Below are 24,807 nucleotides of genomic sequence, written 5' to 3'. Positions count from 1 at the left end.
AAAGTATACATATATGTCAGCAGAAGCGCACGATCACGATCACGGACACGATCACGAGCACGAACATCATCATAAAGACACTTTCATTACTAAATATATCTTTAGTATTGATCACAAAATGATTGCTAAGCAATATTTGATTACCGGTATTATTATGGGTATAATTGGTATTGCAATGTCTTTGCTTTTCAGAATGCAATTAGCATGGCCAGAAGAGTCTTTTAAAATCTTTAATGTTTTACTAGGAGATAAATTTGCACCTGATGGTGTAATGGCAAATGATATTTATTTGGCTTTAGTTACAATTCACGGTACCATCATGGTATTCTTTGTACTAACGGCAGGTCTAAGTGGTACTTTTAGTAATTTACTTATTCCGCTTCAAATTGGTGCGAGGGATATGGCATCTGGATTCATGAATATGATTTCATATTGGTTGTTTTTCTTATCTGCTGTAATCATGTTAAGCTCATTATTTGTTGAAGCTGGACCAGCTTCTGCAGGTTGGACAATTTATCCTCCATTAAGTGCTTTACCACAAGCAATTCCAGGTTCTGGAACAGGTATGACTTTATGGTTGGTTTCGATGGCTATCTTTATTGCATCTTCATTAATGGGATCTTTAAATTACATTGTAACAGTTATCAACTTAAGAACAAAAGGAATGTCTATGACTAGACTTCCGCTTACAATCTGGACATTTTTCGTAACAGCTATCATTGGTGTTATTTCATTTCCAGTATTATTGTCTGCTGCTTTATTATTGATTTTCGATAGAAGTTTTGGTACATCATTCTTCTTGTCTGATATTTATATTGCTGGTGAAGTTCTACACTATCAAGGTGGATCTCCAGTATTATTCGAACACTTATTCTGGTTCTTAGGTCACCCTGAGGTTTACATCGTAATCTTACCAGCAATGGGACTTGTTTCTGAAATTATGGCTACGAACTCTCGTAAACCAATCTTCGGATACAGAGCGATGATTATGTCTGTTCTTGCAATTGCATTTTTATCTACAATTGTTTGGGGTCACCACATGTTTATTTCAGGTATGAATCCTTTCTTAGGATCTGTATTTACTTTTACAACTTTATTGATTGCAATTCCATCTGCTGTAAAGGCGTTCAACTGGATTACAACTTTATGGAAAGGTAACTTACAATTCAACCCTGCAATGTTATTTTCAATTGGAATGGTTTCTACTTTCATTACTGGAGGTTTAACTGGAATCATTTTAGGAGATAGTACTTTAGATATTAACGTTCACGATACTTACTTTGTAATTGCTCACTTTCACTTAGTAATGGGTATCTCTGCACTTTACGGAATGTTTGCTGGTATTTACCACTGGTTCCCTAAGATGTACGGAAAAATGTTAAATAAAAACTTAGGATATATTCACTTTTGGGTAACAGCAGTTTGTGCTTATGGAGTATTCTTTCCAATGCACTTTATTGGATTAGCTGGTTTACCAAGACGTTATTATACAAATACAAACTTCCCATTATTTGATGATTTACAAAATGTGAATGTTTTGATTACAACATTTGCTCTTGTAGGAGGTGCGTTTCAGTTAGTATTCTTATACAACTTCTTTAGTAGTATTTTCTACGGTAAGAAAGCAGTTCAGAATCCATGGAAATCTACAACATTAGAGTGGACAACTCCTGTAGAACATATTCACGGTAACTGGCCAGGTGAAATCCCTCATGTATATCGTTGGCCGTATGACTATAGTAACCCAAATCACGATGTAGATTTTGTACCGCAAAATGTACCAATGAAAGAAGGTGAAGAAGTTTTACACCACTAAAAAATATTTAAAAAAGACTGTCATAATTGACAGTCTTTTTTGTTTTAGTTAAAGTTCTAACCGTTCACTTTTACTATTTTACAAACTGATTACTTTGCCTATCTTTGTAGAATGAATGAGAACCTAGATCCCACAACAAAAGGATACAACCCGGAAGAGTTAGATCTTGAAAAAAGATTACGCCCACTGTCATTTGATGATTTTGCAGGGCAAGACCAAGTTTTAGAAAACTTAAAAGTTTTTGTTGCTGCGGCGAATCAACGTGGCGAAGCACTTGATCATACCCTTTTTCATGGGCCTCCTGGTTTAGGAAAAACTACTTTGGCTAATATCTTAGCGAATGAACTTGAAGTAGGAATTAAAATTACTTCCGGACCTGTTTTGGACAAACCTGGAGACTTGGCAGGTTTACTGACTAATCTTGATGAAAGAGATGTTTTATTCATTGATGAAATTCACCGTTTGAGTCCTATTGTTGAAGAATATTTGTACTCGGCAATGGAAGATTTCAAAATTGATATTATGATTGAATCGGGACCAAATGCTCGGACAGTGCAAATCAATCTAAATCCTTTTACACTTATTGGTGCTACAACACGTTCAGGATTATTAACAGCTCCAATGCGAGCTCGTTTCGGAATCTCATCACGTTTGCAATACTATACCACTGAACTTTTGACAACAATTGTTGAAAGAAGTGCTTCTATATTAAAAATGCCAATTTCATTAGACGCTGCAATTGAAATTGCAGGTCGTAGTCGTGGTACACCTCGTATTGCAAATGCATTGTTACGCAGAGTTCGTGATTTTGCACAAATAAAAGGAAATGGAACTATTGATCTTGAAATTGCACGTTATGCTTTAAAAGCCCTTAACGTAGATGCACACGGACTTGATGAAATGGACAATAAAATTCTATTAACGATCATTAATAAATTTAAAGGTGGCCCTGTTGGACTTTCAACTTTGGCAACTGCCGTTTCTGAAAGCAGCGAAACAATCGAGGAAGTTTATGAACCTTTTTTAATACAGGAAGGTTTTATTATGCGTACACCGCGTGGACGCGAAGTGACCGAGAAAGCATATAAGCATTTAGGAAAAGTAAACACCAATATTCAAGGCGGATTGTTTTAATAATTATATTAATGTCTGAGAATAAAAAATATAATTATCCAAATAAATTATCAATAGGTAGATTTCTGATAGATGCTGAAGGAGTGCGTAGAAATCCCATTCCTTATCATAGAAGATATTTTGATAAATTTGGAGATTCCTTTTCAATCAAGATTGGGTTTTCTAAGTATATTATTTTATCACGAGATAATGAGGTTGCTCAGTACATATTACAAAAGAACCATAAGAATTATCATAAGTCTAAATTTCAATCTGTTTATCTTTCAAAATATTTAGGAAATGGACTTTTAACAGTTGATGGTGATTTTTGGTTAAAGCAAAGACGACTCATTCAGCCTGCGTTTCATAGGCAAAAAATGAATCAGTTAGTCGAAAACATGAATCAGACTATTATTTCAGAATTAGATGGTTTAATGGAAGAAAAGACAATTGATCTTTTTCCTGTAATGAGTCAGTTAGCATTTAATGTCGTTGCTAAATCTTTATTCGAGCTTTCAATTTCGGAAGAAAAACTAAATAGAATAAAGTTTATTATTGAAGAAGTTCAAAACTTTTTAATCAAAGAAATCAGGCTTCCGCATAAAGCGTGGTGGTTCTCTTTAACTGGTCAGGTAAAAAAACACCAGCAATTGGCTTTAGAAAATAATGCCATTATTAAAGAAATTATTGATATTAGAAATTCTTCTCATGAAGAATTTAATGATTTACTTAACATGCTTCTTGAAACTCGCTATGAAGATACGGGTGAACCCATGTCTATAAGCCAGTTAATTGATGAAATAAAAATTCTGTTTATAGCAGGGCATGAAACTACTGCAAATGCATTGACTTTTGCTGTTTATCTTTTGGGAAGACATCCCGAAGTACAACAAAAGATACTAAACGAAATTATAGAGATTGAATCGCAAACAGACAATATTGTTGAGCAGTTACAAAAAATGACATATACAAATGCTGTTTTGAATGAAGCGATGCGTTTATATCCGCCAGCATGGATTACTGATAGACAAAATGTAGAAGATGATACATTGGCCGGATTTAATATAAAGAAAGAAACTCTTATTGGAGTTTCATTTTATGAGTTACATCGAAATCCGAAATACTGGGAGAATCCTGATAAATTTGATCCGGAACGTTTTCTGGGAGATCAAAAGAAGATTTCTATGCAATACTTTTATCCTTTTGGCGCAGGACCAAGAATGTGTATTGGTTCAGGATTTGCTATTTATGAAATGTGTCTGACTATCGCTCATATCATAAAAAAAATATGAGATTAAAGCTAACAATGATAATGTTAAGTTTAATCCTCTAATTACTTTAAAACCTGTTAATGTAGAAGTTTTATTCTCAAAAAGATGAGTATTAATTCTAAAGAAACATATTCGGAATTTATAAAATCAGAAGCAAAAAGGCTTGGCTTTCTTGCTTGTGGTATATCTAAAGCTGGTTTTTTAGAAGAAGAAGCGCCTCGACTTGAAAAATGGTTAAATAAAAACCATCATGGTCAAATGGCCTATATGGAAAACCATTTTGACAAACGCTTAGATCCGACCTTACTGGTTGATGACGCAAAGAGTGTAGTGTCACTTTTATTAAATTATTACCCACCTGAAACTCAAACTCAGGAAAGTTTTAAAATCTCAAAATATGCTTACGGACAGGATTATCATTTTGTTATCAAAGAGAAATTAAAAGAATTTCTTTTTTCTATTCAGGAAAATATTGGAGACGTATCTGGTCGTGCTTTTGTAGATTCGGCGCCTGTTTTAGACAGAGCCTGGGCAGCAAAAAGCGGATTAGGATGGATTGGTAAAAGCGGTAATTTAATCACTCAAAAAGTAGGTTCTTTTTATTTTATTGCCGAATTAATACTCGATTTAGATTTAGAATATGACCACGCAACTACAGATCATTGTGGTTCATGTACTGCCTGTATCGACGCTTGTCCTACACAAGCTATAGTGGCACCTCACATAATTGACGGAAGTAAATGTATTTCTTATTACACCATTGAACTTAAAGAAAATATTCCTTATGAAATGAAAGGTAAATTTGATGAATGGATGTTTGGTTGTGATACTTGTCAGGATGTTTGCCCGTGGAATAGATTTTCAAAATCTCATTCTGAACCATTATTTAACCCAAATCCTGAGTTACTTTCATTCTCCAAAAAAGATTGGATTGAAATTACTGAAGAAACTTTTCGCTCTGTTTTTAAAAATTCTCCAATCAAAAGAACAAAATTCGAAGGCTTAAAACGCAATATTAAATTTTTAGAATAAATCCTAAATGTAAGTTTAGGTTGAAAATTTATCACAGTTTTTTGTGCTCCCTTTCTTATTATTTCATTTTTTATTGGCACTAAAATTTAAAATAAAGTAATTTTAAGTGTAAATATTTTCTTGTATTTTAAAGATTTCAAAATACATTTTCCCAAATTTTAATTCGTAAAATTCCTTTTAAATCAAGGTTAATATTTCGTAAGATATTAATTTGTTTATTTTTTATTTAAAATATTGAATTAGAGTTTGTTAGTGTATTTTTTGTATGCTTGTATTGTAAGTTTTATTTGCGTTTTTGTTGCTTTGTTCTAAAATTATTGACAAATCAATAAAAAATTAAGAATTTTCTTCATTTTCGTTACAGAATAGTTAAGTTTTCTGTAGTTCAGAGTTAATTTTGAGCGATAAAAAGTGTTGTTTAACGTTTTTATGGGTAGTTGATCGACTAAAGTGGCTAAAATACAGGGGGTTGCATACTTTCGCTGTGCCAAAAACTACTAATTTAATCTAATCGCTATTTTTTTAGTCTGAACCCTTCAAACAATATGGTCCGTACGCTGAGTCATTTTTATAAAAATCTTAGAAAGACTTTTATAAAATTTCCAAAATCCATTTTTACTATTATTTCGTATCTGTCCTATATGCTGAAAACCAAGATAGGTTCTTTGGTTTACAATATTTTTATTTTTCAAATCACAGTTGTGTATGCGTAACTTTACTTTTAGGAAGTTTAATTTATTTAGACTAATCTCTTTTATTTTATTTTTATTCGTTAGCTATAATGCTTCAGCTCAATTTTATAACAAGCATTATATTGCACCTGCGCCTTGGCAGTATTTTAGTAAAGCAAATGAAATTGTAATTGCAACTAATTCTACAACTGCTGTAAGTATTACTATAACAAAAAGTGATGGTACTGCAATAACAACTTTATCAGCTGTAAAAGGAACGCCTGCCGTGTATAGATTTGCGGGGTTACCTAGTGCAGCACCTGCATTTGCGTTTGATACAGTTTTGAATGCGGCGGGATTGATCGTTACAGGTACTGGCCCGATATCGATCAATTTACGAAATGTAGCTTCTGATGCTTTAGGCGGTGATGGTACAGATCAGGATATAAAAGGAAATGCCGCATTGACAAGTTTTGGAGATGCAGGAGTTGGAGTAAGATTTAGAGTAGGATATTACAGAGATGGTTCTTTAGGGAATTTTAACAATTATGGCGATCAACGTCCAATCTATAGCATTATGGCTATCACTAATGGTACGACTGTTACAATTGGTGGTGTTGTAAAAGCTACATTAAATGCAGGACAAAGTTACTTATTTAAAACAGCAATAGGAACTTTAGTGCAGTCTTCAAATCCTACTGTAATGAATACGTCTGCAGCGATTGATACTCCTGGTGGCTGTGGAGATGGAGCTTATAATCAAGTTCCTCCAGAGGCAGTTTTAGGTTCAGAATATTTTATTGAAAGAGGAAAAGGAAATGATACGGCAGAACAAACTACTGTTGTGGCAACAAAAGATAATACTACTGTTACAGTAAATACTTTTTCTGTAACGGGAGCATTAACAGCAACAACAACAACTGTTTTAGCTACAGCAGGAAACTTTTTTACATTTAAAAATGGTGTTTCTAATACCAGTTTTTCAGCTTCAAGAGTTTCTGCAGATAAAAATGTTGCCGTTTACTCAGGTACAGCACAATCATGTGAGGTTGATATTTCTACAATTGCTCCCGTTTCTGAATGTGGAGGATCTAAATTTATCGAAACGGCAAAATTTAGAAATTACGGTACAGGTTCATTACCATATTTTGGATATGTTCTTTTAAAAGATGCTACTTCAAAAGTATATATAAATGGAGTAGATATTGAGACAAAATCTGGAGTAGCAGTACGTCATCAATTAGGAACAACCGGCTGGTATTTGATAAATTTTGAAGATACTAATATTGGAAGTCCAGATATTCTTTCTATATCAAGTGATGCCAAATTAACAGTTTCGATTGTACAACAAGGTGGAGGTTTCTCTATGGCGGGTTTTTTCTCTAATTTTGCTGTTCAGCCTGAAGATCCAACATTTACTTATGTTTCTGGAGGAGGATGTACAAATAGCTCTGCAATGTTAACAACTCCATCAGGATTTGCTCCATACCAATGGTATTTGAATGGGACGGCAATTTCCGGAGCAAATTCAAGTACATATACAGCCACTAAAACTGGTGCTTATTCAGTAGCTTCAACATTAACATGTGGAGCTCAAACGCAATCAAAACCTGTATCAGTTACTTTATGTACTGATTTAGCAGTTACAAAAACAGTTGATAATGCAACACCATGTGTAGGATCAAATGTAGAATTTACAGTGAAACTAAGTAACCTTGGTTCAAATAATGCCTCTGGAGTTTCGGTAAATGATTTACTTCCTACCGGTTATACATTTGTTAGTTCAACACCATCAGTTGGTACTTATAATTCAACAACCGGAGTCTGGAGTATTGGCGATGTAGATGGTGGAATTTCGGCAACTTTAAAAATTGTTGCTAAAGTAAATGCAAGTGGAGTTTATACAAATACAGCTGCAATACCAAGTTCAGTTCCGGATACTAATTCGGCAAATAACTCAGCTAGTGTTTCGACTACTCCAAATCCTTTGCCAACAGTTGTTATTACTAATCCGGCATCAGTATGTGCTCCATCAAAAGTTGATATTACTGCTACAGCAATTACAGCAGGTAGTACTTCTGGTTTAACATTTACTTATTGGACAGATGCTGCAGCTACAACTGCTTACAGTACACCAACTGCTGCTACTGCAGGAACATATTATATAAAAGGCACAACTGCAGCTGGATGTTCAGATATAAAACCAGTTGTAGTAACGGTTGCAACTGCACCAAATGCAGGAACGTTATCCGGTACACAAAACATTTGTATTTCAGGTACAACAACTTTTACATCAAATGGAAATTCAGGCGGTACATGGACAAGTAGTGATGCAACCATTGCCACAGTAAATTCAAGTGGACTAATTACAGGAGTTGTTGCCGGAACAGTTACAATTACATATAGAGTTACAGGAACCGGAGGTTGTGCAGATGCTACTTCGACAAGAACCGTAACAGTTAATCCAACTCCGACAGCTTCTATAACAGGAACATTAACGGCATGTGCTACAACTACTTTGACTGCTGTTACAAATGCAGCTTCTCCAGCTTATGTTTGGTATAAAGATAATATTGTAATTAGCGGACAAACAGCATCGACATTAGTTGTGACGGCTGATGGAGCTTATAAAGTTAAAGTTACAAATTCGACAACAACTTGTGAAAACACTTCGGCAGCTTCGACAGTTAAAGTTAGCGATACACAAAAACCAACAATTACTTGTCCTGCGAATGTTACCAAAGCAGCCGATGCCAATTCATGTACAGCAACAGGCGTTGTTTTGGGAACACCAACAACGGCAGACAATTGTGGCGTTGCTTCGGTAACCAATAATGCACCAACAACTTTCCCTATCGGAGTAACCACAGTTACATGGACGGTAACGGATAATTCAGGAAACACGCAAACGTGTACTCAAACGGTAACCGTTACAGATACACAAAAACCAACAATTACGTGCCCTGCGAATGTTACCAAAGCGGCCGATGCCAATTCATGTACAGCAACAGGCGTTGTTTTGGGAACACCAACAACGGCAGACAATTGTGGCGTTGCTTCGGTAACCAATAATGCACCAACAACTTTCCCTATCGGAGTAACCACAGTTACATGGACGGTAACGGATAATTCCGGAAACACGCAAACTTGTACCCAAACGGTAAAAATAGTAGGCCCAATAAAAGCAAATGATGATATTGTTTCTAATTTTAATGGATATTCAGGCGGAACAGCAGTTTCAACTGTATTAAGTAATGACAGTTTGAATTGTAATAATGTAATTGAAAATGATGTAACTATTACTTTAGCAAGTACTTTACCATCAGTTTTAAACTTTAATACAACCACTGGAGCTGTTAGTGTAAATGCATTAACACCAGCAGGAAATTATACTTTTGATTATACTATTTGTGAAAAAATAAATCCTACAAATTGTAGCACAGCTTCGGTAAAAATAACTGTAGTTGCGCCAGTAATCGACGCGGTTACGGAAACAACAACTTCAATCAACGGAAACACAGGCGGTACAACAGCAACGTTAGTAGCAAATGATACCCTAGACGGAAATCCGGTTGTGATTGGAACCGCTGCAGGACAAGTTAAATTAACTGCCATTACAGTTCCAACAGGATTAACGCTGAATGCAAACGGAACGGTAACAGTTGCACCAAATACACCAAAAGGAAACTACGAAGTAGAATACAGCATCTGCGAGATTACAAACCCGACAAACTGTGATACAACAAAAAGTATCGTGGTTGTGGATCAGGCAGTAATCGATGCCGTTACGGAAACAACAACACCGGCAATCAATGGAAATACAGGCGGTACAACGGCAACGTTGGTTGCCAATGATACCCTGAACGGAAATCCTGTTGTGATCGGAACCGCTGCAGGACAAGTTAAATTAACAGCTATTACAGTTCCAACAGGATTAACCCTGAACGCAAACGGAACGGTAACAGTTGCACCAAACACACCAAAAGGAAATTACGAAGTAGAATACAGCATCTGCGAGATTACAAACCCGACAAACTGTGATACAACAAAAAGTATCGTAGTTGTGGATCAGGCAGTAATCGATGCGGTTACGGAAACAACAACTTCGATCAACGGAAACACAGGAGGTACAACGGCAACGTTGGTAGCCAATGATACCCTGAACGGAAATCCGGTAGTAATCGGAACACAAAACGGACAGGTAAAATTGACCGCGATTACAGTTCCAACAGGATTAACGCTGAACGCAAACGGAACAGTAACAGTTGCAGCGAACACACCAAAAGGAAACTACGAAGTAGAATACAGCATCTGTGAGATTACCAATCCGACAAACTGTGATGCAGTTAAAAGCACAATAGTTGTTGGAGAAGCTGTAATCGATGCCGTTACGGAAACTACAACACCGGCAATCAACGGAAACACGGGTGGTACAACAGCAACGTTGGTAGCGAATGATACCCTAAACGGAAATCCGGTAGTAATCGGAACACAAAACGGACAAGTTAAATTAACAGCGATTACAGTTCCAACAGGATTAACCCTGAACGCAAACGGAACAGTAACAGTTGCACCAAACACACCTGCAGGAAACTATGAAGTAGAATACAGCATCTGCGAGATTACTAACCCGACAAACTGTGATCAGGTAAAAAGTATCGTGGTTGTAAAAGAAGCAGTAATCGACGCAGTTACGGAAATGACAACTTCAATCAACGGAAACACAGGCGGTACAACGGCAACGTTGGTAGCCAATGATACCCTGAACGGAAATCCGGTAGTAATCGGAACACAAAACGGACAGGTAAAATTGACCGCGATTACAGTTCCAACAGGATTAACCCTGAACGCAAACGGAACAGTAACAGTTGCAGCGAACACACCAAAAGGAAATTACGAAGTAGAATACAGCATCTGTGAGATTACCAACCCGACAAACTGTGATACAACAAAAAGTATCGTGGTTGTGGATCAGGCAGTAATCGACGCGGTTACGGAAACAACAACACCGGCAATCAACGGAAATACAGGCGGTACAACAGCAACGTTGGTAGCGAATGATACCCTGAACGGTAACCCGGTTGTAATCGGAATCCAAAACGGACAAGTTAAATTAACGGCTATCACAGTTCCAACAGGATTAACGCTGAATGCAAACGGAACAGTAACAGTTGCAGCGAACACACCAAAAGGAAACTACGAAGTAGAATACAGCATCTGTGAGATTACCAACCCGACAAACTGTGATACAACAAAAAGTATCGTGGTTGTGGATCAGGCAATAATCGATGCCGTAACGGAAACGACAACACCGGCAATCAACGGAAATACAGGCGGTACAACAGCAACGTTGGTTGCCAATGATACCTTAAACGGAAATCCGGTAGTAATCGGAATCCAAAACGGACAAGTTAAATTAACGGCTATCACAGTTCCAACAGGATTAACGCTGAATGCAAACGGAACAGTAACAGTTGCAGCGAACACACCAAAAGGAAACTACGAAGTAGAATACAGCATCTGCGAGATTACCAACCCGACAAACTGTGATACAACAAAAAGTATCGTGGTTGTGGATCAGGCAGTAATCGATGCCGTTACGGAAACAACAACTTCGATCAACGGAAACACGGGTGGTACAACGGCAACGTTAGTAGCCAATGATACCCTGAACGGAAACCCGGTTGTAATCGGAACCCAAAACGGACAAGTTAAATTAACGGCTATTACAGTTCCAACAGGATTAACGCTGAATGCAAACGGAACAGTAACAGTTGCACCAAATACCCCAAAAGGAAATTACGAAGTAGAATACAGCATCTGTGAGATTACCAACCCAACAAACTGTGACGCTGTTAAAAGCACAATTGTTGTGGATCAGGCAATAATCGATGCCGTAACGGAAACGACAACACCGGCAATCAACGGAAACACAGGCGGTACAACGGCAACGTTAGTAGCAAATGATACCCTAGACGGAAATCCGGTTGTGATTGGAACAGCTGCAGGACAGGTAAAATTAACGGCTATCACAGTTCCAACAGGATTAACGCTGAATGCAAACGGAACAGTAACAGTTGCAGCGAACACACCAAAAGGAAACTACGAAGTAGAATACAGCATCTGCGAGATTACCAACCCGACAAACTGTGATACAACAAAAAGTATCGTGGTTGTGGATCAGGCAGTAATCGATGCCGTTACGGAAACGACAACTTCAATCAACGGAAACACAGGCGGTACAACGGCAACGTTAGTAGCGAATGATACCCTAAACGGAAACCCGGTTGTAATCGGAACCCAAAGCGGACAAGTTAAATTAACAGCTATTACAGTTCCAACAGGATTAACCCTGAACGCAAACGGAACAGTAACCGTTGCAGCCAACACCCCAAAAGGAAACTACGAAGTAGAATACAGCATCTGCGAAATAACAAACCCGACAAACTGTGACGCTGTTAAAAGCACAATAGTTGTTGGAGAAGCAGTAATCGATGCAGTAACGGAAACGACAACACCGGCAATCAACGGAAACACAGGAGGTACAACGGCAACGTTAGTAGCGAATGATACCTTAAACGGAAATCCGGTTGTAATCGGAACGGCTGCAGGACAGGTAAAATTAACGGCTATCACAGTTCCAATTAGATTAACGCTGAATGCAAACGGAACAGTAACCGTTGCAGCGGGAACACCTGCAGGAAACTACGAAGTAGAATACAGCATCTGTGAAATTACAAACCCAACGAACTGCGATTCAGCAAAAAGTACGATTGTAGTTTCTGCAGGAGATTTAAAAGCCAATACCGATACAGTTGCTTCAGTTATCACAACAAATCAGCCACAAACGGTTGTAAATGTTTTTGATAACGATACCAATAACGGAGCAGCAGTTGTTGCAGCAGATCTGAGCCTTTCAATAGTAACAGCAGATCCAAAAGGAGTTTTAACCTTAAACCCTGACGGAACCGTAACGGTAGGCGCAAACGCACCAGCAGGAACATACGATTTGACATACCAAATTTGTGAAAAATTAAACCCAACCAACTGCAGTACAGCAACTATCGAAGTAACCGTAACGGCTCCTGGAATTGATGCGGTAACAGAAACAACATCTACGATAGTAAGAGGAAATATAGGAGGAAAAACAGAATCATTGGTTTTAAATGATACGTTAAACGGGAATCCGGTTGTCATCGGAACAAGTGCAGGCGAAGTTAAATTAACAGCTATTACAGTTCCAACAGGATTTACCTTGAATGCAGACGGAACGGTAAGCGTACCAGCGGGAACACCTACAGGAAACTACGAAGTAGAATACAGCATCTGTGAAATTACAAATCCAACGAATTGCGATTCAGCAAAAAGTACGATAGTTGTATCGGCAGGAGATTTAAAAGCGAATGCTGATACAGTTCCATCGGTTATCACAACAAACCAGCCACAGACGGTTGTGAATGTTTTTGATAATGATACCAATAATGCAGTAGCAGTTGTTGCAGCAGACCTGAACCTTTCAATCGTAACGGCAGATCCAAAAGGAGTTTTAACATTAAATACAGACGGAACAGTAACGGTAGGCGCAAATGCGCCAGCAGGAACATACGATTTGACATACCAGATTTGTGAAAAATTAAACCCAACCAACTGCAGTACAGCAACTATCGAAGTAACAGTAACAGCTCCTGGAATCGACGCAGTTACGGAAACAACATCAACAATAGTAAGAGGAAATGTTGGAGGTAAAACAGAATCATTGGTTTTAAATGACACGTTAAACGGAAATCCGGTTGTGATTGGAACACAAAACGGAGAAGTTAAATTGACTCCAATCACAGTTCCAACAGGCTTTACGTTAAATGCAGACGGAACGGTAAGCGTACCGGCTGGTACAACGGCAGGAAACTACGAAGTAGAATACAGCATCTGCGAGATCACAAATCCAACCAATTGCGATTCAGCAAAAAGTACGATTGTAGTTTCAGCAGGAGATTTAAAAGCGAATGCTGATACAGTTCCTTCGGTTATCACAACAAACCAGCCGCAAACGGTTGTGAATGTTTTTGATAACGATACCAATAACGGAGCAGCAGTTGTTGTAGCAGATCTGAACCTTTCAATCGTAACGGCAGATCCAAAAGGAGTTTTAACATTAAATGCAGACGGAACAGTAACGGTAGGCGCAAACGCACCAGCAGGAACATACGATTTGACATACCAAATCTGTGAAAAATTAAACCCAACCAACTGCAGTACAGCAACTATCGAAGTAACCGTAACGGCTCCTAGAATTGATGCGGTAACGGAAACGACAGCCACTATAGTAAGAGGAAATGTTGGAGGTAAAACAGAATCATTGGTTTTAAATGACACATTAAACGGAAATCCGGTTGTGATCGGAACCCAAAACGGAGACGTTAAATTAACGCCAATTTCAGTTCCAACAGGATTTATCTTAAATGCGGACGGAACGGTAAGTGTACCGGCAGGAACACCTGCAGGAAACTACGAATTAGAATACAGCATCTGTGAAATTACAAACCCAACGAACTGCGATTCAGCAAAAAGTACGATTGTAGTTTCTGCAGGAGATTTAAAAGCCAATACCGATACAGTTGCTTCAGTTATCACAACAAATCAGCCACAAACGGTTGTGAATGTTTTTGATAATGATACCAATAACGGAGCAGCAGTTGTTGCAGCAGACTTGAACCTTTCAATCGTAACGGCAGATCCAAAAGGAGTTTTAACATTAAATGCAGACGGAACAGTAACAGTAGACGCAAATGCACCAGCAGGAACTTACGATTTGACATATCAGATTTGTGAAAAATTAAACCCAACCAACTGCAGTACAGCAACTATCGAAGTAACCGTAACGGCTCCTGGAATTGATGCGGTAACAGAAACGACAACTACGATAGTAAGAGGAAATGTTGGAGGTAAAACAGAATCATTGGTTTTAAATGACACGTTAAACGGAAATCCGGTAGTAATTGGAACAAGTGCAGGCGAAGTTAAATTAACACCAATCACGGTTCCAACAGGATTTACCTTAAATTCAGACGGAACGGTAAGCGTACCTGCGGGCACACCGGCAGGAAATTACGAAGTAGAATACAGCATCTGTGAAATTACAAACCCAACAAATTGCGATTCAGCGAAAAGTACGATAGTTGTTTCAGCGGGAGATTTAAAAGCCAATACCGATACAGTTGCTTCAGTTATCACAACAAATCAGCCACAGACGGTTGTGAATGTTTTTGATAATGATACCAATAACGGAATAGCAGTTGTTTCAACAGATTTAAACTTATCAATCGTAACAGCAGATCCAAAAGGGGTTTTAACATTAAATCCTGATGGAACAGTAACAGTAGGTGCAAATGCACCAGCAGGAACTTACGATTTGACATACCAGATTTGTGAAAAATTAAACCCAACAAATTGCAGTACAGCAACTATCGAAGTAATCGTAACGGCAGGAGATTTAAAAGCTAATCCGGATACAGTTCCATCAGTTGTTGGAATAAATCAGCCTCAAACGGTTGTGAATGTTTTTGATAATGATAAAAACAATGGATTACCAGTTGTTGCAGCAGATTTGAATCTTTCAATCGTAACAGCAGATCCAAAAGGGGTTTTAACATTAAACCCTGACGGAACGGTAACAGTAGGAGCAAATGCGCCAAGAGGAACTTATGAAATAGTTTATCAAATATGCGAAAAACTAAACCCTACAAATTGTAGCACAGCAACTATCGAAGTAACTGTTGATGAACCAACAATGACAGTTACGGCAAACAGTTATTGTTCTAATAATGTTCCTTACGTATCTTATAATGTTGTCCCTGACAATTTTACGCCAAATAATTTATTGACAATTAAATGGATTGACAGTAATAATAATGTAGTAGCAACTCAAACCAATTTACCATTAAGCGGAAATATTTTATGGCTGGGTGCTATTATTGATAATGACGGAAATGGATTAGACTGGCCGGGATGGTTATTGGCAAATGGTCAATGGACAGAAGGTGCTGATGGATTTGAAAACACAAAACCGGCAGTTACAATGGAGTTTTCATTAAACCCAACAGTTAGTGTTCCTGTAAATTATCCGGCGGCAACTCCGCAATGTAATGCAAGTCCAACTTTTACAATTAAAGCAAATGATGATACAGCTGGACCAATAGATGCTAGTAAAGGAACAAGTACATCAACAAATGTATTCGATAATGATAAACTAAACGGATTAACAATTAATCCTGCAGATGTAGTTTTAAGTACAGTAATTTCAAATGCTAATTTAATTTTAAATGCAAATGGTTCTGTCGATGTAAAACCAGGAACACCATCAGGAGATTATCAACTTACATATCAAATTTGCGATGCATTGCATTTATCTAATTGCAGTCAGGCTGTTGTAAATGTAAAAGTGTTAAATTCAGTGGTTCCGGTTACTCCAAATAAAGTAATTGTAGCCAATAATGATGGAGAAATTGCAGTTGACGGAATTAATGGTTCATTAGAATTTATCAACATTCTGGATAACGATACATTAAGCGGATTACCGGTTAATGCAACAGATGTTATAATTTCAAATACACCGGCAAGTCCTTATTTTGAATTTAATTCTGACGGAACTATTAGTGTGAAACCAAATACACCAGGCGGACATTACACATTAAATTATCAAATTTGCGAAAAAGCAAGTGCATCAAATTGTAGTAGTGCAACGCTGAATGTTTTTGTCGAAGTTCCGGCAATTGCAGTGATCAAAACGGCAACTTTTAATGATGAAAATGCAAGCGGATTTGCAAATGCAGGTGAAACAATTACCTATAAATTCAAGATCACAAATACAGGTAATGTTCCATTAAAAGGTATTACAATCATAGATCCTTTACCTGGAGTTATTGTTTCGGGACAAGCGATAGATTTAGATGTAAATGAATCAGACGAAAACACTTTTACGGCAAAATACACCATAAAACAAAGTGATATTAATTTTGGAAGCGTAAGCAATCAGGCAACTGTACAAGGACGAAGTGAAAAAGGAATTCTTGTAGAAGATAAATCAGATAACGGAAGTAACCTGGAAGATAAACCAACAGTTTTACCGCTAAACGGTTGTCAAATTAATGTTCTAAATGCGTTTTCTCCAAACGGAGATAGTAAAAACGAAAGATTCTATATTCAGGGATTAGAATGTTATCCTGATAATACAGTTGAAATATATAATCGTTGGGGAGTATTAGTATTTGATATTGATCATTACAACAACGAAGAAAGAGCTTTTAGAGGTTTTTCTGCGGGACGTACAACAGTAAAACAATCTGAAGGTTTACCGGTTGGAACTTATTTCTACATCTTGAAATACAGAGATAGCGAATCAAATCAACACGAAAAATCAGGCTACTTATATCTCAATAAATAAAAAATAAACGGCTTAGTTTGACTAAGCCATTTTAAAACTTATTATGAAAAAATTAATTTTAGTTTTTATGTTTTTTTCAGTTGTGTGTTCAGCTCAGCAAGACGCGCAATTTACACAATACATGTATAATACGATCGAAATTAATCCGGCGTATGCAGGTTCGCGAGGTGTATTAAGCGTTTTCGGGTTATATCGTACACAATGGGTTGGACTTGACGGAGCGCCGGTAACAAGTACTTTTTCTGTAAATACACCTTTAAATAATAGCAAATTAGGATTAGGCGTTTCTTTGGTAAACGATAAAATCGGGCCAACGAATGAAAACACATTGTCGGCTGATTTATCTTATAGTATTCCAACTTCTGAATCATTCAAACTTTCTTTCGGAATAAAAGGAACAGCAAATCTTTTTAATCTTGATGTAAATAAATTATCATACGAAGATCAGGATGATCCGCAATTTCAGGATTTAAAAAATAAATTTACACCAAATGTCGGAGCCGGAATTTATTGGCATTCAGATAAAGCATATTTAGGATTATCAGTTCCTAATTTTATCCAGACAAATCGTTATAACGATGATGATGTTGCTATTTTTAAAGATAAAATCAACTATTATTTTATGGCAGGTTATGTATTTAATTTAGATCATTTAGAATATATAAAATTCAAACCGGCAGTATTAACAAAAATGGTCGAAGGAGCGCCTTTACAAGTTGATGTTTCGGGTAATTTTATGTTCAACGATAAATTTGTTGTTGGTCTTGCGTATCGCTGGAGCGCATCAGTAAGTGCAATGGCAGGTTTTCAAGTTACTAACGGACTATATATAGGTTATGGTTATGACCATGAAACGACTAATTTAAGAAGATACAATTCAGGATCTCATGAAATTTTCCTGCGTTTCGATTTTTTCAATAATTATAACAGAATGACATCTCCAAGATTCTTTTAATAGAGTAAATATGAAAATTAAAAATTTAGCTTATTCCCTTTTGTTGATATGTTTTTTTATAAATGCAAATGCGCAAACTTCAACCATAAAAAATGCTGATAAAAAGTATGATAATTATGCTTACGCCGATGCTATAAAATTATATGAAAATGTAATAAACAAAGGTTACAAAGACGAACATGTTTTGCAAAGGCTTGGTAACTCGTATTATTATAGCGGAGCATTTACAGAAGCATTAAGATGTTATAAAGATTTGTTTTTATTTAATGAAAATCAGCAGGCAGAATATTTTTACAGATATTCCCAATGTTTAAAATCGGCAGGAGATTATAGCAAATCAGATGAAGTTTTAGAAAAATTCAGTCAAAAAACACCTTCAGATAAGAGAGCAATTTTATTCAAAAAATACAGAAATTATCTCGAAGACATTAAAACAAATTCAGGCCGATATGAAATTGCCGATGCCGGAATCAATTCTAAAGATTCTGATTACGGAAGTACCATTCTGGATAATAAATTAGTTTTTACATCTGCCAGAGATACGGGAAGTATATTTAAAAAGAGTTTTAAATGGACAAATAAAGCTATTTCGGCTTTATATTCAGTTGAATTAATGGCGGATGGAAGCATCGGAACGCCAACACTTTTTCATAAAAACGAATTGATTGTAAATTTCAATGAATCGACACCGGTTTTCTCAAAAGATGGAAAAACGATGTATTTTACCAGAAATAATTCTATAAATGGTAAAAAAAGACATAATGAAAATAGAGTTACATTATTAAAACTATACAGAGCTATTTTAATCGATGGTAAATGGAATAAAGTTGAAGAACTTCCATTTAATAGCGATCAATACAGCGTTGCACATCCATCATTAAGCAGTGATGAAAAAACATTATATTTTGCATCAGATATGCCCGGAACTTTGGGGCTTTCAGATTTATTTAAAGTCGCTGTAAATGGAGACGGAACTTTTGGTAAACCCGAAAATTTAGGTCCGGAAATCAATACCGAAGGAAGAGAAACTTTTCCTTTTATATCAGATGATAACGAGCTTTATTTTGCAAGCGATGGCCGCCCGGGTTTAGGCGGACTTGATGTTTTTGTTTCAAAAATAAATAAAGACGGTTCTTTTGATGAAGTTCAAAATCTTGGTGAGCCAATCAATAGTAAACAAGACGATTTTGCTTTTATTATCAATAGTAAAAACAGAAACGGATTTTTCTCTTCAAATAGAGATAACGGCCACGGACTTGATGATGTTTATCGATTTACAGAATTCCGTAAACTAATTTGCGAACAAGAATTATCAGGAACAATTACAGATTCTGAGACAAACGAACCGCTGCCAAACGTAAGTTTAATTTTGTTTGATGAAGGTCGTTTAACAGCAACAGAAGTAGTTTCGGATTCAAAAGGGAATTATGTTTTTTCAAATGTAAAATGCGGTAAAAAGTACTTCATAAAAACATCAAAAACAGATTATGATATCAAAGAAGTTTCGGTAGCCATTAAAAAATTATCAGGAAAAACAACTTTACCTATTGCTATAGAAAAGAAAGCCAAACCAATAATAGTAGCAAAAACTATAATGGTAAAAGTAGCAACATTAAAGACTGTAAAACTTCAGCCAATGGCAGTAGGAACAGATTTGGCTAAACTGCTTAATTTACCAATGAACTTTTTTGATTTAGGTAAAGCAACAATCAAAAAAACTTCAGAGCCGCAATTATTAAAGCTTGTTGCGATGTTAAAACAATATCCAACTATAAAATTAGATATTCGTTCGCATACAGATTCTCGCGATACAGCTTCAAAAAATATGGTATTATCTGAGAAAAGAGCAGAATCAACAAAAAACTGGCTCGTACAAAAAGGAATTGATCAAAGCCGATTAACGGCAAAAGGATATGGAGAAACACAATTGGTAAATAAATGTGCCGACGGTGTAAAATGCAGTGAGAAAGAACACATGAAGAACAGACGAAGTGAATTTATAATTACCTACTTATAAATACTATTTTTAATGCAAAAAGCTCTTTTCCCTAATAAGAAAAGAGCTTTTTTATTTTCAATCTTTTTTATTAACACTTGAATAATCTGCAATAAGTATCTCGCTAATATCACTTAATAGTTCAAATTCATTCATAGGAAACATTTCTAAAATCATTTCTAGAATAAGTGACACATTAATAGATGAATTTTTATCTGAAATTTTATGCGAATCTTGATCTACTGCCAAAATGCATAATTTTATCATATTGGTAATAACGCAACCCAACTCAAAATAATTTGCAAACTTAATTTGAGCGGTATAAGTCCCGGTTTTATCATTTGATGGATTTAATGTGTTAAAATAGCGAGCGGTTAATTTTCGTAGATTTTCTAAGTTTTTAGTTTCATTTTCAACCATCAATAAGATTTTTTTAATTATATATTTTCGTCTAATGTTTTAAAATCAAATGTACGAAAAACTTTAAATAACATATTATAGTATGTTAAAAATAATAAATAGAAAACGCAAATTGTCTGAAATATAAAACAGTGGATAAGTCAGAAGAATTAAAGCGATTAGGTGCTCGGATTAAAGAGCTTAGGAGTGCTAAAGGATTGTCACAAGCTAAATTGGGATTATTGATACTTAAAGATCAGCAATCTATCCATAAAGTTGAAGCGGGTGAATTTAATCCTACTTATTTATATCTGCTTGCAATATGTAAAGGTTTAGAAATATCAATAAACGAGTTACTTGATTTTGAATAATTTAAACATCTTCACTATTCTCAAAAACCCTGCATTCTTCGCAAAAAAGTCTTAAAATTCATTCATTTTTTTAAATTAAAATTTCTTTAAAACGAAATTTAACTTATTATATTCAAAATGAATGCGTTAGGTCTTAAAAAATGTCATTTATATACATTTTTTTTTAACTTTATAGTTATTAAAATTTTTCAGATATGACTGTAGATCAAATACTAAACACAAAAGGGAGAAATGTTTTTTCGGTACGTTCAACAACAACTGTTTATGAAGCCCTAAAAGTAATGGGAGAAAAAAACATTGGAGCAATTCTGGTTATTGACGGAACCAGTTTAAAAGGAATATTGTCTGAAAGAGATTATGCCAGAAAAATTGTTTTGAAAGACAAATCGTCTAAAGAAACCTATGTTCACGAAATTATGGAAAGTACCGTTTTCTCTGTAAATCTGTCAAACAATATCGAAGATTGTATGGAGCTTATGAGTACAAAACGTATTAGGCATTTACCGGTTTTAGACAATGAAATTGTAGTTGGAATTATTTCTATTAGCGATGTGGTTAAGGCTATTATAGAAATTCAAAAAGACACTATTAACCACTTAAATTCTTATATTTCGCAATAAACAAATCAAAAAAATAGTAAAAAAACAGAGCCCAATATTGTGTTGGGCTTTTTTTTTGATTCGCCTCAATTTTCTTTTTAACAAAAGAAAGCTATAAAAACACGCCATTTTAAACCAAGACTTATATCTTTGTAAGCTCGAATAAAAGCTAAAAACAATGAACAAAGAGAGTAAAAGAAAAGAGGCGTTACTGTATCATTCAGAGCCAACTCCAGGAAAAATTCAGGTAGTTCCAACAAAAAAATACGCAACCCAAAGAGATCTTTCTTTGGCTTATTCGCCAGGTGTTGCAGAACCATGTTTAGAAATTGCAGCAAACATCGATGATGTTTATAAATATACAGCAAAAGGAAATCTAGTTGCCGTTATATCAAACGGTACAGCTGTTTTAGGCCTTGGAGACATTGGTCCCGAAGCATCTAAACCAGTTATGGAAGGTAAAGGTTTATTGTTTAAAATATTCTCTGATATTGATGTTTTTGACATCGAAATAGGAACAAAGGATATTGAAGAATTTATTCAGACCGTAAAAAATATTGCTCCAACTTTTGGAGGAATAAATTTAGAAGACATTAAAGCACCGGAATCTTTTGAAATCGAAAGAAGACTGGTAGAAGAATTAGATATTCCGGTAATGCACGATGATCAGCACGGAACAGCAATTATTTCTTCTGCAGCTTTAATCAACGCGCTTGAATTGGCAGGAAAAAAAGCAGAAGATGTAAAAGTAGTAGTTTCTGGAGCAGGTTCGGCTGCAATAGCTTGTACTGATTTATATGTTTTGCTAGGTGTTAAAGTAGAAAATATTTTAATGTTTAATAGTAAAGGACTTTTAACAAAAGATAATCCTTCACTATCAGATTTGCAATTGAAATATGCAATTGACGGTCCTAAAATTGATTTGGCAGAAGCTGTAAACGGAGCTGACGTTTTTATAGGTTTATCTTCAGGAGATATCCTTTCGCCAGCAATGTTATTAACAATGAAAAATAATCCGATTGTTTTTGCAATGGCAAATCCAAATCCGGAAATCGATTATAATTTAGCTGTAGAAACTCGTAAAGATGTTATTATGGCTACAGGACGTTCAGACTTTCCTAATCAGGTTAACAACGTTTTAGGTTTTCCATATATTTTTAGAGGAGCGCTAGACGTTCGTGCTACGAAAATTAACGAAGCAATGAAAATGGCTGCTGTAAAAGCGTTAGCTATTTTGGCAAAAGAGCCAGTTCCGGAGCAGGTTAACGTAGCTTACGGTGCAACAAAATTAGGTTTTGGTCAGGAATATATTATACCTAAACCATTTGATCCTAGATTGATTACAATTGTAGCACCTGCAGTTGCAAAAGCAGCAATGGAATCCGGTGTAGCAAAAAATCCTATTACAGACTGGGCAGCTTATGAAGATGTGCTTCGCGAACGTATGGGTAACGATAATAAAATGGTGCGTTTGATTACAAACCGTGCTAAAATGGACCCAAAACGAATTGTTTTTGCAGAAGCTGATCAATTAAATGTTTTAAAAGCAGCACAAATTGTTCATGAAGACGGTATTGGTTTTCCAATTTTATTAGGAAACAAAGAAGTTATTTTAGAACTAAAAGCCGAATTAGGTTTTGATGCTGATCTTGAAATCATTGATCCTAAAACAAACGAAGAAGAAGCAAGACGTAACAGATTTGCAACTTCATACTGGGAAACAAGAGAAAGAAGAGGCGTTTCATTACTGGATGCTCAAAAATACATGCGCGAAAGAAACTATTTTGCGGCAATGATGGTAAACGAAGGCGAAGCAGATGCTTTGGTAACAGGTCATACAAGAAGTTATCCAAGTGTGGTGAAACCAATGTTACAATTAATTGAAAAAGCACACGGAGCATCACTTGTTGCAACAGCAAACATGATGTTAACCTCTCGTGGCCCAATGTTTTTATCAGATACTGCAATCAATATAAATCCTTCTTCAGAAGATTTAGTAAATATTGCAATTATGACTGCTAAAACAGCAAAAATGTTTGGTGTTGAGCCTGTTATTGCAATGGTTTCATTTTCAAACTTTGGTTCATCTACAAGTCCTGGAGCGTCAAAAGTAAGAGAAGCTGTAGCTTATTTACATAAAAACCATCCTGAAATGATTGTTGATGGAGAAATTCAGGCCGATTTTGCTTTAAATCCTGAAATGCTACAAGAGAAATTTCCTTTTTCTAAATTAGCAGGTAAAAAAGTTAATACATTGATTTTTGCTAACTTAGAATCAGCAAACATTACTTATAAATTATTGAAAGAATTGTATAAAGTAAGTTCTATTGGTCCTATTATGATGGGAATGGGTAAACCGGTTCACATTTTTCAATTAGGAGCAAGTGTTGAAGAAATGGTAAATATGGCGGCAATTGCTGTTATTGATGCGCAGGAAAAAGAAAATAAAAAAAATAAATTAGCAAAATAGCATTTCTTGTAAGGATCAAATAAAATTGTCTTATTTTTATTGCATTTTTGTTATATTTGCTGCAATAAAATATAAATATGATAGCACATTTGCAAGGAAAGTTAGTTGAGAAAAATCCTACAGAAGTTGTAATAGACTGTAACGGAGTTGGATATCAGGTAAATATCTCTTTACATACCTTTTCTCTTCTTCCAAATGCTGATTTTATAAAATTGTATACGCATCTTCAAATCAAAGAAGATGCGCATACATTATTTGGTTTTGCAGAAAAATCAGAAAGAGAAATATTCAGAATGTTATTATCCGTCTCTGGAATTGGGGCTAATATTGCCAGAACAATGTTATCTTCAATAGAACCAAGACAAATCATAAACGCTATTGCCTCCGGAGATGTAGGAGTTATTCAATCTATTAAAGGAATTGGAAACAAAACAGCACAGAGAGTTATACTTGATTTGAAAGAAAAAGTGTTAAAGTTGTACGATTTGGACGAAGTTTCAGTAGTTCAAAACAATACAAATCGAGATGAAGCGTTATCTGCTTTGGAAGTTTTAGGATTTATTCGAAAAACTTCTGAAAAAGTAGTCGAAAAGATTGTTAAAGAAGATCCAGAAGCGACCGTTGAAACAATCATCAAAAAAGCCTTAAAAAGTTTATAACTCAATTAACATAAA

General features: G+C 35.8%; 12 protein-coding genes. 11 read left to right on the top strand and 1 reads right to left on the bottom strand.

What is annotated here, in order from left to right; genetic code table 11:
* The first annotated feature begins 13 nt into the window (after positions 1–13).
* From GKZ86_RS01985 to GKZ86_RS01955, 7 genes are all read left to right on the top strand, one after another.
* On the top strand, positions 14–1,816 hold the full coding sequence (locus tag GKZ86_RS01985) for a cbb3-type cytochrome c oxidase subunit I (RefSeq protein WP_110837522.1): 1,803 nt from the start codon (positions 14–16) through the stop codon (positions 1,814–1,816).
* Positions 1,817–1,927: 111 nt separating this feature from the next.
* Positions 1,928–2,950 (top strand): Holliday junction branch migration DNA helicase RuvB, encoded by a 1,023-nt coding sequence (gene ruvB, locus GKZ86_RS01980; RefSeq protein WP_154781450.1) that lies wholly within the window; start codon positions 1,928–1,930, stop codon positions 2,948–2,950.
* 11 nt (positions 2,951–2,961) lie between these two features.
* Positions 2,962–4,221: a cytochrome P450 gene (locus GKZ86_RS01975; RefSeq protein ID WP_228526506.1), complete on the top strand. Its 1,260-nt coding sequence runs from the start codon at positions 2,962–2,964 to the stop codon at positions 4,219–4,221.
* A gap of 84 nt (positions 4,222–4,305) precedes the next feature.
* Positions 4,306–5,232 carry a tRNA epoxyqueuosine(34) reductase QueG gene (gene queG, locus GKZ86_RS01970; RefSeq protein ID WP_154781449.1) on the top strand — a complete coding sequence of 309 codons (927 nt, stop codon included), beginning with the start codon at positions 4,306–4,308 and terminating at the stop codon, positions 5,230–5,232.
* Positions 5,233–5,937: 705 nt separating this feature from the next.
* Positions 5,938–17,343 (top strand): gliding motility-associated C-terminal domain-containing protein, encoded by an 11,406-nt coding sequence (locus tag GKZ86_RS01965; protein WP_154781448.1) that lies wholly within the window; start codon positions 5,938–5,940, stop codon positions 17,341–17,343.
* 43 nt (positions 17,344–17,386) lie between these two features.
* A complete protein-coding gene (locus GKZ86_RS01960; RefSeq protein ID WP_154781447.1) occupies positions 17,387–18,298 on the top strand; it encodes a type IX secretion system membrane protein PorP/SprF in 912 nt (303 codons plus the stop codon).
* A 10-nt stretch (positions 18,299–18,308) separates the two neighbouring features.
* Positions 18,309–20,315 (top strand): OmpA family protein, encoded by a 2,007-nt coding sequence (locus GKZ86_RS01955; RefSeq protein ID WP_154781446.1) that lies wholly within the window; start codon positions 18,309–18,311, stop codon positions 20,313–20,315.
* Positions 20,316–20,372: 57 nt separating this feature from the next.
* Here GKZ86_RS01955 and GKZ86_RS01950 read toward each other — a convergent pair whose 3' ends face one another.
* On the bottom strand, positions 20,373–20,714 hold the full coding sequence (locus tag GKZ86_RS01950; protein WP_154781445.1) for a hypothetical protein: 342 nt from the start codon (positions 20,712–20,714) through the stop codon (positions 20,373–20,375).
* A gap of 131 nt (positions 20,715–20,845) precedes the next feature.
* Between GKZ86_RS01950 and GKZ86_RS25555 the strand changes: the two genes are divergently transcribed.
* The 4 genes from GKZ86_RS25555 to ruvA all read left to right on the top strand — a co-directional run bounded on the left by GKZ86_RS25555 (position 20,846) and on the right by ruvA (position 24,792).
* Positions 20,846–21,064 (top strand): helix-turn-helix transcriptional regulator, encoded by a 219-nt coding sequence (locus GKZ86_RS25555; RefSeq protein WP_194632572.1) that lies wholly within the window; start codon positions 20,846–20,848, stop codon positions 21,062–21,064.
* A 194-nt stretch (positions 21,065–21,258) separates the two neighbouring features.
* On the top strand, positions 21,259–21,684 hold the full coding sequence (locus GKZ86_RS01940; protein WP_059117988.1) for a CBS domain-containing protein: 426 nt from the start codon (positions 21,259–21,261) through the stop codon (positions 21,682–21,684).
* A gap of 157 nt (positions 21,685–21,841) precedes the next feature.
* Positions 21,842–24,133 carry an NADP-dependent malic enzyme gene (locus GKZ86_RS01935; protein WP_154781443.1) on the top strand — a complete coding sequence of 764 codons (2,292 nt, stop codon included), beginning with the start codon at positions 21,842–21,844 and terminating at the stop codon, positions 24,131–24,133.
* A gap of 77 nt (positions 24,134–24,210) precedes the next feature.
* Positions 24,211–24,792, top strand: coding sequence for a Holliday junction branch migration protein RuvA (gene ruvA, locus GKZ86_RS01930; protein WP_154781442.1), 582 nt, complete (start codon positions 24,211–24,213; stop codon positions 24,790–24,792).
* The last annotated feature ends 15 nt before the right edge of the window (positions 24,793–24,807 follow it).

Source organism: Flavobacterium sp. LC2016-13 (assembly GCF_009707955.1).
In the GTDB taxonomy this organism is placed as follows: Bacteria; Bacteroidota; Bacteroidia; order Flavobacteriales; family Flavobacteriaceae; genus Flavobacterium.
Note: the sequence above shows the minus strand (reverse complement) of the source record. Positions and strands in the feature narration are given on the sequence as shown.

What these genes read in the sequence shown, in the direction of transcription:
- GKZ86_RS01985 (WP_110837522.1), top strand. Translation starts at nt 14, where the DNA reads ATGTCAGCAGAAGCGCACGATCACGATCACGGACACGATCACGAGCAC.
- ruvB (WP_154781450.1), top strand. Translation starts at nt 1,928, where the DNA reads ATGAATGAGAACCTAGATCCCACAACAAAAGGATACAACCCGGAAGAG.
- GKZ86_RS01975 (WP_228526506.1), top strand. Translation starts at nt 2,962, where the DNA reads ATGTCTGAGAATAAAAAATATAATTATCCAAATAAATTATCAATAGGT.
- queG (WP_154781449.1), top strand. Translation starts at nt 4,306, where the DNA reads ATGAGTATTAATTCTAAAGAAACATATTCGGAATTTATAAAATCAGAA.
- GKZ86_RS01965 (WP_154781448.1), top strand. Translation starts at nt 5,938, where the DNA reads ATGCGTAACTTTACTTTTAGGAAGTTTAATTTATTTAGACTAATCTCT.
- GKZ86_RS01960 (WP_154781447.1), top strand. Translation starts at nt 17,387, where the DNA reads ATGAAAAAATTAATTTTAGTTTTTATGTTTTTTTCAGTTGTGTGTTCA.
- GKZ86_RS01955 (WP_154781446.1), top strand. Translation starts at nt 18,309, where the DNA reads ATGAAAATTAAAAATTTAGCTTATTCCCTTTTGTTGATATGTTTTTTT.
- GKZ86_RS01950 (WP_154781445.1), bottom strand. Translation starts at nt 20,714, where the DNA reads ATGGTTGAAAATGAAACTAAAAACTTAGAAAATCTACGAAAATTAACC.
- GKZ86_RS01940 (WP_059117988.1), top strand. Translation starts at nt 21,259, where the DNA reads ATGACTGTAGATCAAATACTAAACACAAAAGGGAGAAATGTTTTTTCG.
- GKZ86_RS01935 (WP_154781443.1), top strand. Translation starts at nt 21,842, where the DNA reads ATGAACAAAGAGAGTAAAAGAAAAGAGGCGTTACTGTATCATTCAGAG.
- ruvA (WP_154781442.1), top strand. Translation starts at nt 24,211, where the DNA reads ATGATAGCACATTTGCAAGGAAAGTTAGTTGAGAAAAATCCTACAGAA.